We start from the raw sequence: 14512 nt of genomic DNA, 5'->3' as shown, positions 1-14512 counted from the left end.
TCCGCAGCACGCCGCGGCCGGGGGGCGCGCGGGAGGCCGATGCGCCGCTTTCCCCGCAGCAGAACGGCTCGTACCGCGCAAGGGACCGCATCGAGCCGGCGCCGGGAAGGCCACCGCGGCGCCTGCCCTCCGACCGGGGGGAGTGGACAGGCGCCGCGGTCACCACCAGAGCGCCCCTCCGCCCCTGCCACATTCTTCGCACGCTCCTGCTGCGGCGTACCGCGCCGGTATCCGGCGAAATGACGACCTGGTAACGGTGGCACCGGGCACAACAGCGGGTGCGGACACAGCCGTTGGCGCGACAGCGGCGGCGCCCGCCCTCGGTCCGGTCGGGGACTGGGCAGGCGCCGCCTTTTGTGCCGTACGCCGTTGTACGGGACATCCTGGTGCCCCCGGGCGGGCCGGGGGCGGGGGATCAGACCGTCAGAGCGCGGTCCGTCGGCTTGATCGGGGACGGCAGCGCGCTGACACCGGTGAGGTAGCGGTCCACTCCGCGCGCCGCGGAGCGGCCCTCGGCGATCGCCCACACGATCAACGACTGGCCGCGGCCCGCGTCACCGGCGACGTACACGCCGTCCACATTGGTGGCGAAGTCCGCGTCGCGGGCGATGTTGCCGCGCGCGTCCAGCTCCAGGCCGAACTGCTGGACCAGCCCGTTGTCCTGGTCGGTGCCGGTGAAGCCCATGGCCAGGGTGACCAGCTGCGCGGGGATCCTCCGCTCGGTGCCGGGCTTCTGGGTGAGCTTGCCGTCCACGAACTCCACCTCGATCAGGTGCAGCCACTGGACGTTGCCGTCCTCATCGCCCTCGAAGTGGGTGGTGGAGACCGAGTAGACCCGCTCGCCGCCCTCCTCGTGCGCGGAGGTGACCTTGTAGAGCATCGGGAAGGTCGGCCAGGGCTGTCCGGGCGCCCGCTCCTCGCCGGGCCGCGGCATGATCTCCAGCTGGGTGACGGAGGCCGCGCCCTGACGGTGGGCGGTGCCCACGCAGTCCGCGCCGGTGTCGCCGCCGCCGATGACCACGACGTGCTTGCCCTCGGCCGTGACGGGCGGCGCCACGAAGTCGCCCTCCTGGACCTTGTTGGCCAGCGGCAGGTACTCCATCGCCTGGTACACCCCGCTCAGCTCCCGCCCGGGGACGGGCAGATCGCGGGCCGTGGTGGCGCCGGCGGCGACGACCACCGCGTCGTAGCGCTTGCGCAGATCCGTCGCGCTCAGGTCGCGGCCGATCTCGATGCCGGTGCGGAACTTGGTGCCCTCCGCCCGCATCTGCTCGATACGGCGGTTGATGTGCCGCTTCTCCATCTTGAACTCGGGGATGCCGTAGCGCAGCAGCCCGCCGATGCGGTCGGCCCGTTCGTACACGGCGACCGTGTGCCCGGCCCGGGTCAGCTGCTGGGCGGCGGCCAGACCCGCCGGGCCCGAGCCGATGACGGCGACGGTCTTGCCGGACAGGCGCTCCGGCGGCTGCGGGGTGACCGTGCCGTTGTCCCAGGCCTTGTCGATGATGGTGACCTCGACGTTCTTGATGGTCACCGGCGGCTGGTTGATGCCCAGCACGCACGCGGCCTCACAGGGCGCCGGGCACAGCCGCCCGGTGAACTCCGGGAAGTTGTTGGTCGCGTGCAGCCGCTCGCTGGCCGCCTGCCAGTCCTCCCGGTAGGCGTAGTCGTTCCACTCGGGGATGAGATTCCCCAGCGGACAGCCGTTGTGGCAGAAGGGGATGCCGCAGTCCATGCAGCGCCCGGCCTGCTTGGAGATGATCGGCAGCAGCGAACCGGGGACGTAGACCTCGTTCCAGTCCTTGACGCGTTCGCCGACGGGGCGGGTCTTGGCGACCTCGCGCCCGGTGGTCAGGAAGCCCTTGGGGTCAGCCATTGATCGCCGCCTCCATCATCTTCTCGTGAGTCTCGGACTCGGTCAGTCCGGCCCGCTCGGCGGCGTCCTTGGCGGCGAGCACTGCCTTGTACGTGGCGGGCAGGACCTTGCTGAAGCGGGTCACTGCCACATCCCAGTCGGCCAGGAGCTTGGCGGCCACGGTGGAGCCGGTCTCCTCCTGGTGGCGGCGCACGACATCGTGCAGCCACCCCTTGTCGTTCTCGTCCAGCGCGCTGACGGCATCGGCCAGTTCGCGGTTGACGTTGTCCCGGTCGAGGTCGATGACGTACGCGACGCCGCCGGACATACCGGCCGCGAAGTTGCGGCCCGTCTCGCCCAGGACGACCGCGTGGCCACCGGTCATGTACTCGCAGCCGTGGTCGCCCACGCCCTCGGAGACCACCGTCGCACCGGAGTTGCGCACGCAGAAGCGCTCGCCGACCCGGCCGCGCAGGAACATCTCGCCGCCGGTGGCCCCGTAGGCCAGGGTGTTGCCCGCGATGGTGGAGTACTCCGCCAGGTGGTCGGCGCCGCGGTCCGGGCGCACGATCACCCGGCCGCCCGAAAGCCCCTTGCCCACGTAGTCGTTGGCGTCGCCCTCCAGGCGCAGCGTGACGCCGCGCGGCAGGAACGCGCCGAAGGACTGGCCCGCCGAGCCGGTGAAGGTGATGTCGACGGTGTCGTCGGGCAGCCCCGCGCCGCCGAACTTCTTGGTCACCTCGTGGCCGAGCATGGTGCCCACGGTCCGGTTGATGTTCCGGATGGCGACCTGGGCGCGTACGGGCTGCGCGGCCTCGGCGGTGTCGGCCGCCAGCGCGTCGGCGGCAAGCTTGATCAGCTCGTTGTCCAGGGCCTTGGCCAGGCCGTGGTCCTGCACGGTGACCTGGTGGCGTACGGCGCCCTCGGCCAGCTCGGGGACGTGCAGCAGCGGGGCGAGGTCCAGCCCCTGCGCCTTCCAGTGGCCCACGGCCCGCTCGGTGTTGAGCAGTTCGGCGTGGCCCACGGCCTCTTCAAGCGTACGGAAGCCCAGCTCGGCCAGCAGCTCGCGGACCTCCTCGGCGATGAACTCGAAGAAGTTGACGACGTATTCGGCCTTGCCGCTGAAGCGCTCGCGCAGCGTGGGGTTCTGGGTGGCGATGCCGACCGGGCAGGTGTCCAGGTGGCACACCCGCATCATGACGCAGCCGGAGACCACCAGCGGCGCGGTGGCGAAGCCGTACTCCTCGGCGCCCAGCAGCGCGGCGATGACGACGTCGCGGCCGGTCTTGAGCTGGCCGTCGGTCTGCACCACGATGCGGTCGCGCAGGCCGTTGAGCAGCAGGGTCTGCTGCGTCTCGGCCAGACCCAGCTCCCAGGGGCCGCCCGCGTGCTTGAGGGAGGTCAGCGGGGAGGCGCCGGTGCCGCCGTCGTGGCCCGAGATGAGGACGACGTCCGCGTGCGCCTTGGAGACACCCGCGGCGACCGTGCCCACGCCGACCTCGGAGACCAGCTTCACGTGGATGCGGGCGGCCGGGTTGGCGTTCTTCAGGTCGTGGATCAGCTGGGCGAGATCCTCGATGGAGTAGATGTCGTGGTGCGGCGGCGGGGAGATCAGGCCCACGCCGGGGGTGGAGTGCCGGGTCTTCGCGACCCAGGGGTAGACCTTGTGGCCTGGCAGCTGGCCGCCCTCGCCGGGCTTGGCGCCCTGGGCCATCTTGATCTGGATGTCATCGGAGTTGACCAGGTATTCGCTGGTCACGCCGAAGCGGCCGGAGGCGACCTGCTTGATGGAGGAGCGGCGCGCCGGGTCGTACAGGCGCTCCGGGTCCTCGCCGCCCTCGCCGGTGTTGGACTTGCCGCCCAGCTGGTTCATGGCGATGGCGAGGGTCTCGTGCGCCTCGCGGGAGATCGAGCCGTACGACATCGCGCCGGTGGAGAAGCGCTTGACGATCTCGCTCGCCGGCTCGACCTCCTCCAGCGGGACCGAGGGCCGCTCGCTTTTGAAGGAGAACAGGCCGCGCAGCGTCATCAGGCGCTCGGACTGCTCGTTCACCCGCTCCGTGTACTGCTTGAAGATGTCGTAGCGGCGCGAGCGGGTGGAGTGCTGGAGGCGGAAGACGGTGTCCGGGTCGAAGAGGTGCGGCTCGCCCTCGCGGCGCCACTGGTACTCGCCGCCGATCTCCAGCGCGCGGTGGGTGGCGGCGATGCCGGAGGCGGGGTAGGCCTTGGCGTGCCGCTGGGCGACCTCCTTGGCGACCACGTCGAGACCGGCGCCGCCGATCTTGGTGGTGGTGCCGTGGAAGTAGGTGTCCACGAACTGCTCGTCCAGGCCGACCGCTTCGAAGACCTGCGCGCCGCGGTAGGAGGCGACGGTGGAGATGCCCATCTTGGACATCACCTTCAGCACGCCCTTGCCGAGTGCCTTGATGAGGTTCTTGATGGCGGTCTCGGCCTCGACGCCCGGCAGGAACGTCCCTGCCCGTACGAGGTCCTCCACCGACTCCATCGCCAGGTAGGGGTTGACCGCGGCTGCGCCGTACCCGATGAGCAGCGCGACGTGGTGCACCTCGCGCACATCGCCCGCCTCGACGAGCAGCCCGACCTGGGTGCGCTGCTTCGTACGGATGAGGTGGTGGTGGACGGCGGAGGTGAGCAGCAGCGAGGGGATCGGCGCGTGCTCGGCGTCGGAGTGCCGGTCGGACAGCACTATCAGGCGGGCGCCGTCTTCGATGGCGGATTCGGCCTCGGTGCAGATCTCGGCGATACGGGCCGCCAGGGCCTCGCCGCCGCCGGAGACGCGGTACAGGCCCGAGAGGGTGACGGCCTTCATGCCGGGCATGTCGCCGTCGGCGTTGATGTGGATGAGCTTGGCCAGCTCGTCGTTGTCGATGACCGGGAAGGGCAGGTTCACGCTGCGGCAGGAGGCCGCGGTGGGGTCGAGCAGGTTGCCCTGGGGTCCCAGCGAGGAGTGCAGGGAGGTGACCAGCTCCTCGCGGATGGCGTCCAGCGGCGGGTTGGTGACCTGCGCGAACAGCTGCGTGAAGTAGTCGAAGAGCAGGCGGGGGCGCTCGGAGAGGGCGGCGATGGGCGAGTCCGTGCCCATCGAACCGATCGGCTCGGCACCGGCCTTGGCCATCGGCGCGAGGATGACCCGCAGCTCCTCCTCGGTGTAGCCGAAGGTCTGCTGGCGGCGGGTGACCGAGGCGTGGGTGTGCACGATGTGCTCGCGCTCGGGGAGGTCGGCCAGCTCGATGAGCCCGGCCTCCAGCCACTCCTGGTAGGGCTGCTCGGCGGCGAGGGACGCCTTGATCTCGTCGTCCTCGATGATGCGGTGCTCGGCGGTGTCCACCAGGAACATCCGGCCGGGCTGGAGGCGGCCCTTGCGGACGACCTTGGCGGGGTCGATGTCCAGCACGCCGACCTCGGAGGAGAGCACGACCAGGCCGTCGTCGGTGACCCAGTAGCGGCCGGGGCGCAGGCCGTTGCGGTCCAGGACCGCGCCGACCTGGGTGCCGTCGGTGAAGGTGACGCAGGCGGGGCCGTCCCAGGGCTCCATCATCGTGGAGTGGTACTGGTAGAAGGCGCGCCGGGCCGGGTCCATGGAGGCGTGGTTCTCCCAGGCCTCGGGGACCATCATCAGCACGGAGTGCGGCAGCGAACGGCCGCCCAGGTGCAGCAGCTCCAGGACCTCGTCGAAGGAGGCGGAGTCGGAGGCGTCGGGGGTGCAGACCGGGAAGAGGCGCTGCAGGTCCCCGTCGCCGCTGCGCCCAGGGCCGGCAGCGCCGAACAGCGCGCTGGCCAGCTGGGATTCGCGCGCCCGCATCCAGTTGCGGTTGCCCTTGACGGTGTTGATCTCACCGTTGTGGGCGACGAAGCGGTACGGGTGGGCCAGCGGCCAGCTCGGGAAGGTGTTGGTGGAGAAGCGGGAGTGGACCAGCGCGATCGCGGTGGCGAACCGGCGGTCGGACAGGTCGGGGAAGAAGGGCTCCAGCTGTCCCGTGGTCAGCATGCCCTTGTAGACGATGGTGCGCGCGGACAGCGAGGGGAAGTAGACGCCGGCCTCGCGCTCGGCGCGCTTGCGCAGCGCGAAGGCCTTGCGGTCCAGGGCCAGGCCGGTGTTCTCGCCGTCCGCGACGAAGATCTGGGAGAAGGCGGGCATGGTGGCGCGGGCGCCGTTGCCCAGCAGCTGCGGGGCAACGGGGACCACGCGCCAGCCCAGGACGTCCAGTCCTTCTTCGGACGCGATCGTCTCGATGTGTGAGACGGCGGCCGCGGCTTCCTCGGCCTCGTACGGGAGGAAGGCGATGCCGACGGCGTACGCGCCGGCCTCGGGGAGCGCGAAGGTGACGCTCTCGCGCAGGAACGCGTCCGGCACCTGCAGGAGGATGCCGGCGCCGTCGCCGGAGTCGGGTTCGGAGCCGGTGGCGCCGCGGTGCTCGAGGTTCCGCAGGACGGTGAGGGCCTGCTCGACCAGCGCGTGGCTCGCCTCGCCGGTGAGGGTCGCCACGAAGCCGACGCCGCAGGCGTCGTGCTCGTTTCGCGGGTCGTACATCCCCTGCTGGGCGGGGCGCCCGTCCATGGGCGACCAGGCGGCGCTGGCGCTGCCGGTGGTCGCGGAGTGCGTGGACGCGGAACGCATCGGCTCTCCCAACGTCGTCGTGGCATGTGCTGTGCCGAGGGACGACGTTGGCCCTCCGCGAAATTTCGTGCAGGTTACAGCATGACCCGGATCTCGAAAAGCGGGATAGGGCCTTCCACTATGCGGACGCCGCGGTGGCGGCGGATCGATGCCGGATCAAGGGCACGGGCGGACAGATCGGTATCCGACGCGTGCGGTGAACGTGCGGCGCCCGGCAGGCGACATTGCCCCGTGCGCCTGGGCCTTATGCCCGGTGGTCAGCGAAACGAAACCGAGGGGTAACGCGGCGATCCGCGGCCCCAGGCGGAGATTATGCGTGGCTGCGCATAGCTCTGCATAGGGGGGTCACCCTACGGCGGTTCCGATCAGCGTGCCCAGGACGTACGTCACACCGGCCGCCGCGCCGCCCAGGAGCAGCTGGCGCAGGCCGCTGTACCACCAGGAGCGGGCCGTCACGCGGGCCACGACAGCCCCGCACAGGAACAGCCCGACCAGCGCGCACAGCAGCGCGGGCCACAGCGCGGAGGCGCCCAGCAGATAGGGCAGTACGGGCAGCAGCGCGCCCAGCGCGAAGGAGCCGAAGGAGGAGACGGCGGCGACCACGGGCGAGGGGAGGTCGGAGGGGTCGATGCCCAGCTCCTCGCGCGCATGGATCTCGAGCGCCTGCTCAGGGTCCTTCGAGAGCTGCTCGGCCACCTGGCGGGCGAGCGCCAGCTCCACACCGCGCGACACATACAGCGCGGCCAGCTCCTCGATCTCGTCCTGGGGGTGCTTGCGCAGCTCGCGCCGCTCGATGTCCAGCTCGGCCAGGACCAGCTCGCGCTGCGAGGCGACCGAGGTGTACTCGCCCGCGGCCATCGAGAAGGCGCCGGCGGCCAGGCCCGCGAGGCCGGTGATGACGATGGTCTGCGGGGAGACCGCGCCGCCGGCGACACCGGTCATCAGGGCGAGGTTGGAGACCAGGCCGTCCATCGCGCCGAAGACGGCGGGGCGCAGCCAGCCGCCGTTGACGTCGCGGTGGGTGTGGTTGTCGCGGTGGGCGACATGCGTCGGCGCCGAAACGTCCATGACTTCCATGACGGACATAGTGGGACCCGCTCCCTTCTCACGAGGTGTGGGCCGATTGCGGCACTTCCCCCTTCAACGCCTCGAAGCTATGCGCCATTTACCGCTCCGCGCTAGCAAGGAAGGCCGTACTTACCGCCGTGACCTGCGGTTTTGACGAAGCCTCGGGTACGAGATCTCCGTCACACGGCGTCGCGGGGCGGTCGCACTGAGGAAAGCCTCACCCAACTTTGCGGAAAACCGCAGTGCGCTCAGGACTCAACTGCCCGATCCTGTAAACGTTTTCAGTAATCGGGTGATGACGTTTGGTGATCACCGTGGGTGGTGCGGAGGGGATGACGATGAGGACGGACGCAGGGTCGGCGGTCACCGTGGAGACCATCGCCGAGCGGGCCGGGGTGTCCATCGCCTCGGTCTCGCGGGTGCTCAACGGCCGCGGGGCGCGCCCCGACACCGTCACGCGCGTGGAGCGGGCGGCGGCCGAGCTGGGCTATGTCGCCAACGCGGTGGCCCGCTCCCTCAAGGACGGCCGCTCGATGCAACTGACCTTCGCCATGCAGGACATCGGCAACCCCGTCTATGTGGCGATGGTCCGCGAGATACAGTCCGCCGCCAGAGCCGAGGGCTACCGCCTCCTGCTGCACTCCACCGACGCCGTCCTCGGCGACGAACTCGCCGTGCTGCGCAGCCTGGCCGACCGCACGAGCGACGGTCTGATCCTGTGCCCGATCCGGGTCACCCCCGAGCATCTGCGGGCGCTGGCGGATGCCGCCCGGCCGGTCGTGGTCATCGGCTCGCTGCCCGAGGACATCGCGGGCGGCGATCCCGTGGACAGCGTGCGCGCCGACTCCGTCACCGGTGCCGAGCTGGCCGTACGCCATCTCCTGGCGACCGGGCGGCGGCGGATAGCGTTCATCAACGGCCCCGCCGACACCGTCCCGGGCCGCAACCGCTACCGCGGCTATCGCAGCGCGCTGGGATCGCCGGGCCGCGGCCCCGGTACGGGCGGCGGCCTTGCCGGGGAGCGCGGCACGGGCCCCGGCCTGGACCCGGCCCTGGTGGAGACCACGGAGTTCACCATCGAGGCGGGGGCCGCTGCGCTGGGCCGGCTGCTGGACGCCCACCCGGACATCGACGCCGTGCTGTGCGCCAACGACCTTCTGGCGCTGGGCAGTTGCCAGGCCCTGCACTCCCGGGGGCGGTCCGTTCCCGGCGAGGTCGCCGTGGTCGGCATGGACGACACCGTCCTGGCGCGGGCCTGCTGGCCGCCGCTGACCAGCGTCGACCTGGGCTCGGCCGAGCGCGGGCGCAGGGCGGTGCGGATGCTGCTGGCCCGCCTGCGCGAACCGGCCGCCACCGCCCCTGCCCCCGCCCGCCGCGAGACCGTCGCCCCCCGCCTGGTCGTCCGCGCCTCCTCCGCCCCGCCCCAAGGCACCCCATGAACGCCCCCGTCCGCCCGCCCTCGGGCCCTGCGTCCGGACCGCCCCACGACACCCTCGTGGCCGCGCCCGCCCGCAGCGGGGCGGGGGACAGATACAGAGCACCGGCCCGCAGGAGAAGGCAGCGACGTCCTGCGTCGGCACCGGCGCCCCGCACGACAGAACGGCACGCACCCATGAGCGCACCGCACGCACCGCACCCCGACCCGGCGGCCCCCGCCCCCCGGCCCGCCGCACCGCACCCGGCCGCGCGGGAGAGCTCCACCCTGCGCGACCGCGCCCGCGGGGCGATGCTCGGACTGGCCGTCGGCGACGCCCTCGGCGCCCCCGCGGAGAACATGAAACCCTCGCAGATCCGCCAGCGTTGGGGCCGTATCGAGGGCTTCGTACGGGACGACCCGGCGGGCACCGACGACACCGAGTACGCCATCTTCTCCGGGCTGCTGCTGGCCGAGCACGGCTCCGCACTGACCGTCGCGCATGTCGAGGCCGCCTGGCACCAGTGGATCGCCGACCTCGACGAAGGCCCGTTCCGCGGCGCGGGTTTCAGCGAGCGCGGCACCCTGGAGAACCTCCGCCGGGGGCTGGCCGCCCCCATCTCCGCCCAGCACCGGCACGCCTGGAGCGACGGCCTGGCGATGCGCGCCGCGCCCTTCGGGGTGTTCGCCGCCGGGCGCCCGGCCGAGGCCGCCCGCCTCGTCTCCATCGACGGCACGGTCAGCCACGACGGCGAGGGCATCTACGGCGGCCGCGCGGTGGCCGCCGGGGTCGCGGCGGCCATGGTCGCCGGGTCCACCGACGCGGTGATCGCCGCCGCCCTCTCCGTCGTCCCCGAGGACTCCTGGACCGCCCGTTCGCTGCGCCGGGCGGTGGCCGCCGCCCAGCGCTCCCGGCTGGATCCCGGCATCACCCAGCTGGGCACCGAGCGTGCCGTCCGCTCCGCCGTCGTCATCGGCGGCTATCCCTGGACGGACCTGGCCCCCGAGGCCGTCGGCCTGGCCTTCGGCGCGTTCGCCGCCGCCCGGGGCGACTTCAGCTCCTCGGTGCTGACCGCCGTCAACATGGGCCGCGACGCCGACACCACGGCGGCCCTGGCCGGCGCGCTGGCGGGCGCGCTCGGCGGCACCGGCGCCATCCCCGCCGACTGGTCCGCCGCCATCGGCCCGGCGCGCGGCAGCTGCCTCCCCTCCATGGCGGGCTACCACGTCCTGAAAGTCGCGGACCTGCTCGCCGCCTGCGCCACCGGCCGGGCCGCCTCATGACCACCACCCCCGCCGGGGCCCGCCCGGCCCGCGCCTCCGCCGCACCGCCCCTCACCCACCAGCCCGCCACACCGGTGGCCGTATCGGCGCCGTCACCAACCCGCCATCGCCACACCGCACTTGACCTCCTGCCCAGCGGCCTCTCCCCGGTCGCCGCACACCTTCCACCCGTCACCCCCGACGGCCCCCGCCGGATCGAAGGCCTGCTGCTCGGGCTGGCGGCGGGCGACGCCGCCGGGTGGCCGGCCGCCCGCCACCGGGCGGCGCGGATGCCCGAGTGGACCCGGCGCCTGACCCGCGAACTGGACACCTTCGCCGAACAGAACGCCACCACCACCCTCCCCGTGCCCATCGCCCTCAACCAGCCCCCCGAGCCGCTGCGCCTGGGCCCGTCCGACGACGCCGAATGGGCGGCGTTCACCGCCGAGTCCGTCCTGACCGCCGCGGGCGCGCTGCTGAGCGACCTGAGCCGGGACCGCCGGATGCGGACCGCCATCGACCTGGCCTGGAACGCCCTGGCCTGCGAGGTCGCCGCGGCCGCCGAGCGGGCGCCCGAGGTCGAGTCGGCGGTGCTGCCACTGCGCGCCCGGATCTCGGTACGCGCCGGGCTCGGCAACCTCGCAGCCGGTCTGCGCCCGCCCGCCACCGGCCACGACAACCCGCACTTCTTCGACGACGCGGCCTGCGTACGGGCCTGTGCGCTGGCCGTGGTCCACCCCGGAAACCCCTCTGCCGCCGCGCAGTTGGCGGAGTACGACGCCCGCTACACCCAGGACGGCGACGGTGTGCACGGCGCCCGCGCGATGGCCGCCGCGGTGGCCGCCGCGCTGAGCGGGGCGCCGGTGGACGCCTGCGTGGACGCCGCGCTGGAGCAGCTCCCCGAGGGGACCGAGATCCGGCGCAACGCCCTGCACGCCGTCCGCCTCGCCCGCGAGACCGGCGGCGGCCACGGGCGCGCGGGCGGCGCCTTCGTGCTCGTGCCGGTGCTGGAGCACGAGATCGTGGACCACGTCTACAGCTACGGCATCGCCGCGGCCGAGACCGTGCCCGTCGCCCTCGCGCTGGCTCTGGCGGGCGGCGGCCGGGTCGCCGAGGCGGTGCCCGCCGCCGCCTGCCTCTCCCGCGTCGCCGACTCGGCCCCCGCGCTGGCGGGCGCGCTGACCGGAGCGCTGGGCGGCGCCGCGGGCCTGCCCGACACCTGGCGCGACGCCTGCCGCACCCTCTCCGGCTGCGCCCTCCCCCGGCTGGCCGGCACCGACCTCGTCGAACTCGCCGGCCTGCTCTCCCGTACGGAACTCACCTCACCGGAAAGCCCGTTGGACCACCCGCCCGCCACGGACGACCACCCCGCCACGGGCCACGACCCCGCCACAGCCCACCACCCCACCACTGACCACGACCCCGCCCCCGACACCCGCCCCGCAGGCACCGCCCCGCAGACCGCCGCCCCCGGCGAGCCGCCCCGGAAAGGACCGACCCCGGCATGACCACAGACGCGAGCACGCACACCGGCACGGCCAGAGACACGAGCGCACTCACTCCCGCACACCCCGCCGCCGACCAGCCCCCGGACCGGCCGCCCACCACCGCGTCCCCCACCACGCCCACCCTCGCGGACCGTACGACCGGCGCTCTGCTGGGCGCGGCCGTCGGCGACGCCCTCGGCGGGCCGGTCGAGGGCTGCTCCCCCGAGCAGATCCTCGCCCGGCACGGCGGCCGGGTGACGGGCATCGTCGGCCCCTTCCACGCCGACTGGCGCACCGCCCGCCCCATCGCCCCGTACCACAAGGGCGACGGACACGTCACCGACGACACCTTGATGACCCATGCGCTGGTGCGCGTCTACGAGCGGGTCCGCGACCATCTGGACGCCTACGCCATCGCCGAGCACCTGGTCCCCGACCTGATCGAGAACCCGCGCTGGATCCCGGAGCTGGAGGCCCACGCGCTGCCCCTCCAGCGCGTCTTCCTCGCCGAGAAGTGGATCGTGGCCCGGCTCCACTACGGCCATGTGGACCCGCGCGAGGCGGGCGTCGGCAATATCGTCAACTGCGGCGCGGCGATGTACATGGCGCCGGCCGGCCTGGTCAACGCCGGTAATCCACGGCGCGCTTACGCCGAGGCGCTGGACATCGCGGGCGCCCACCAGTCCTCCTACGGGCGCGAGGCCGCGGGCGTGTTCGCGGCCGCCGTCGCCGCCGCGTGCACCCCGGGCGCGACCCCCGCCACCGTCGTCGACGAGGTGCTCGGCCTCGCCAAGGACGGCACCCGCGCCGCCGTCGAAGCGGTCTGCGAGGCCGCGGCGAAACTCGATGACACCGAGGCCGCCATCGAGGTGCTGCGGGCGGCCGTCGCCCCCTTCGACACGGTCGGCCCCGAGTACCGCAAGCCCTCGCTCGGCGCCCGCCGCCCCTCCCGCCTGCACTCCATCGAGGAACTCCCCATCGCCCTGGGCATGTTGACCGTGGCCGGCGGGGACTTGCGCCGTACGGTCCTGGGCTCGGTCAACTACGGCCGCGACTGCGACTCCATCGCCACGATGAGCGGCGCGATCGCCGGCGCGCTGCACGGCGCCGCGGCCGTGCCCGCCGAGTGGAGCCAGGAGGTCTCCCGCGCCAGCAGACTCGATCTGCACGCCCCGGCCGCGGCGCTCACCGAGGTCACCCGGGAGATCTTCGCGCTCGACCAGGAGCGCCACCGCGCCCATGCGGCCGCCTTCGGCGCCCTCGTGGAGCACCGATGAACGGCCACCCGCACCCCGCGCCCGTGAACGACCCGCCGCTCCGGCTGACCTGGGTGCAGCCCGAGGACCTCATCGGACACGAGCTGCGGCAGGCCGCCGAGGACGGTCGGGACGCCGCCCCGCTGCGGCGCCGCTGGCTGGCCGCGGGCGGCGCCCCCGCCCCCGAGCGGTCGGGCACCTCCTCGCGCCCCGCGACCCCCGCCCTGCGCGCACTGGCCGTGCGGCTGCTGGACGAACTCGCCCTGCTGCCCTGCCCCTTGGACGACCTGGAGCCCACGGACCTGGACGCGATCCGCGCGGCCTGCCCCGCCTGGCCGGCCTCCCGGCCCGCCGCCCGGACCGTGCCGCTGCTCCCCCGGCTGGAGGCCGCCTGGCTGGGCCGGGCGGCCGGCTGTCTGCTCGGCAAGCCCGTGGAGAAGCTCCCCCTGGAGGGGCTGCGCGCCATCGCCCGCGCCACCGGCAACTGGCCCCTGGACCACTGGTTCACCGGGGTCGGCCTGCCCGCCGAGCTCGCCGCCCGCTACCCCTGGAACCGCCGCAGCCGCCTGTCCTGTCTCGCCGAGAACATCGACGGGATGCCGGAGGACGACGACCTGGACCACCCTCTGCTGACCCTGCTCCTCCTCCAGCGCCACGGCCACGGCTTCACCACCGCCGACCTCGCCCGGCTGTGGCTGGAGGAGCTGCCGGCGGGCCGGATGTTCACCGCCGAGCGCATCGCGTACCGCAACCTGCTCGCCGGTCTCGAACCCCCGCTCACCGCGCGCCACCGCAACCCCTTCCGCGAGTGGATCGGCGCCCTGATCCGCGCCGATGTGCACGGCTGGACCCACCCCGGCGACCCGGCGGGCGCCGCCGCTTCGGCCTGGCGGGACGCCGTGCTCTCGCACACCGCCAACGGCGTGTACGGCGCGATGTTCGCGGCGGCGGCCATCGCCGAGGCGGCGGGCGGCAGTTCGGATGTCCACACCTGTCTGCACACCGGCCTCAGCGTCGTCCCCGAGCGCTCCCGCCTCGCCGGGGCCGTACGCTTCGGCATCGCGGCCGCGCGGGCCGAACCCTCCGGCGCCCGCGCCTCGTTCGAGCCCGTCGTCGACCGGCTGCACCAGGAGTACGGCCACCACCACTGGGTGCACGTCCTGCCCAACGCCGCCCTGCTGGCCGCCGCCCTCACCCACGCCCAGGGCGACTTCACCGGCTCCATCTGCCGTGTGGTGTCCGGGGGTTGGGACACCGACTCCAACGGCGCCACCGCCGGTTCACTGGCCGGGCTGCTGGCCGGATCGCCCGCCGCGCTGCCCACCCGCTGGACGGCCCCGCTGCACAACCGCCTGGCCACGACCGTCGGCGGCCTGGACGGCATCGGCTTCGACGCCCTGGCCGCGCGGACCGCCGCCCTGGCCGCCCGGACCGGCACCCCCGCGCCACGGCCCCCTGCGCGTGAGCCGGAGGGGACCGCGGACTGACGCATCCAGACCCCGGCGACCACCGCCCCGGACCACAGGAGGC

At 73.4% G+C, this 14512-nt stretch carries 8 protein-coding genes; 5 read left to right on the top strand and 3 right to left on the bottom strand.

The genetic code is table 11. From position 1 onward, the window contains the following. Positions 1-415: 415 nt before the first annotated feature. From AC4IJH_RS15165 to AC4IJH_RS15155, 3 genes are all read right to left on the bottom strand, one after another. The gene (locus tag AC4IJH_RS15165) at positions 416-1876 is read right to left on the bottom strand and encodes a glutamate synthase subunit beta (protein ID WP_490852195.1); all 1461 of its coding nucleotides are present in this window, start codon (positions 1874-1876) and stop codon (positions 416-418) included. Further along, positions 1869-6494, bottom strand: coding sequence for a glutamate synthase large subunit (gene gltB, locus AC4IJH_RS15160; RefSeq protein WP_490852194.1), 4626 nt, complete (start codon positions 6492-6494; stop codon positions 1869-1871). The genes AC4IJH_RS15165 and gltB overlap by 8 nt, the downstream gene beginning before the upstream one ends. 345 nt (positions 6495-6839) lie before the next feature. Then, a complete protein-coding gene (locus AC4IJH_RS15155; RefSeq protein WP_490852226.1) occupies positions 6840-7571 on the bottom strand; it encodes a VIT1/CCC1 transporter family protein in 732 nt (243 codons plus the stop codon). A gap of 329 nt (positions 7572-7900) precedes the next feature. Between AC4IJH_RS15155 and AC4IJH_RS15150 the strand changes: the two genes are divergently transcribed. From AC4IJH_RS15150 to AC4IJH_RS15130, 5 genes are all read left to right on the top strand, one after another. Further along, positions 7901-9001: a LacI family DNA-binding transcriptional regulator gene (locus AC4IJH_RS15150; protein ID WP_490852193.1), complete on the top strand. Its 1101-nt coding sequence runs from the start codon at positions 7901-7903 to the stop codon at positions 8999-9001. A gap of 173 nt (positions 9002-9174) precedes the next feature. Next, positions 9175-10260: an ADP-ribosylglycohydrolase family protein gene (locus tag AC4IJH_RS15145; protein ID WP_490852192.1), complete on the top strand. Its 1086-nt coding sequence runs from the start codon at positions 9175-9177 to the stop codon at positions 10258-10260. After that, positions 10257-11747, top strand: coding sequence for an ADP-ribosylglycohydrolase family protein (locus AC4IJH_RS15140; protein ID WP_490852191.1), 1491 nt, complete (start codon positions 10257-10259; stop codon positions 11745-11747). The genes AC4IJH_RS15145 and AC4IJH_RS15140 overlap by 4 nt, the downstream gene beginning before the upstream one ends. Then, positions 11744-13003, top strand: coding sequence for an ADP-ribosylglycohydrolase family protein (locus AC4IJH_RS15135; RefSeq protein WP_490852190.1), 1260 nt, complete (start codon positions 11744-11746; stop codon positions 13001-13003). The genes AC4IJH_RS15140 and AC4IJH_RS15135 overlap by 4 nt, the downstream gene beginning before the upstream one ends. Then, positions 13000-14469, top strand: coding sequence for an ADP-ribosylglycohydrolase family protein (locus tag AC4IJH_RS15130; RefSeq protein WP_490852189.1), 1470 nt, complete (start codon positions 13000-13002; stop codon positions 14467-14469). Before AC4IJH_RS15135 ends, AC4IJH_RS15130 begins: the two co-directional genes overlap by 4 nt. Positions 14470-14512: the final 43 nt, after the last annotated feature.

The sequence above is a fragment of the Streptomyces sp. UF-297 genome, assembly GCF_058245575.1.
The sequence above is the reverse complement of the archived record's forward strand: the minus strand, read 5'-3'. Positions and strand labels throughout refer to the sequence as shown.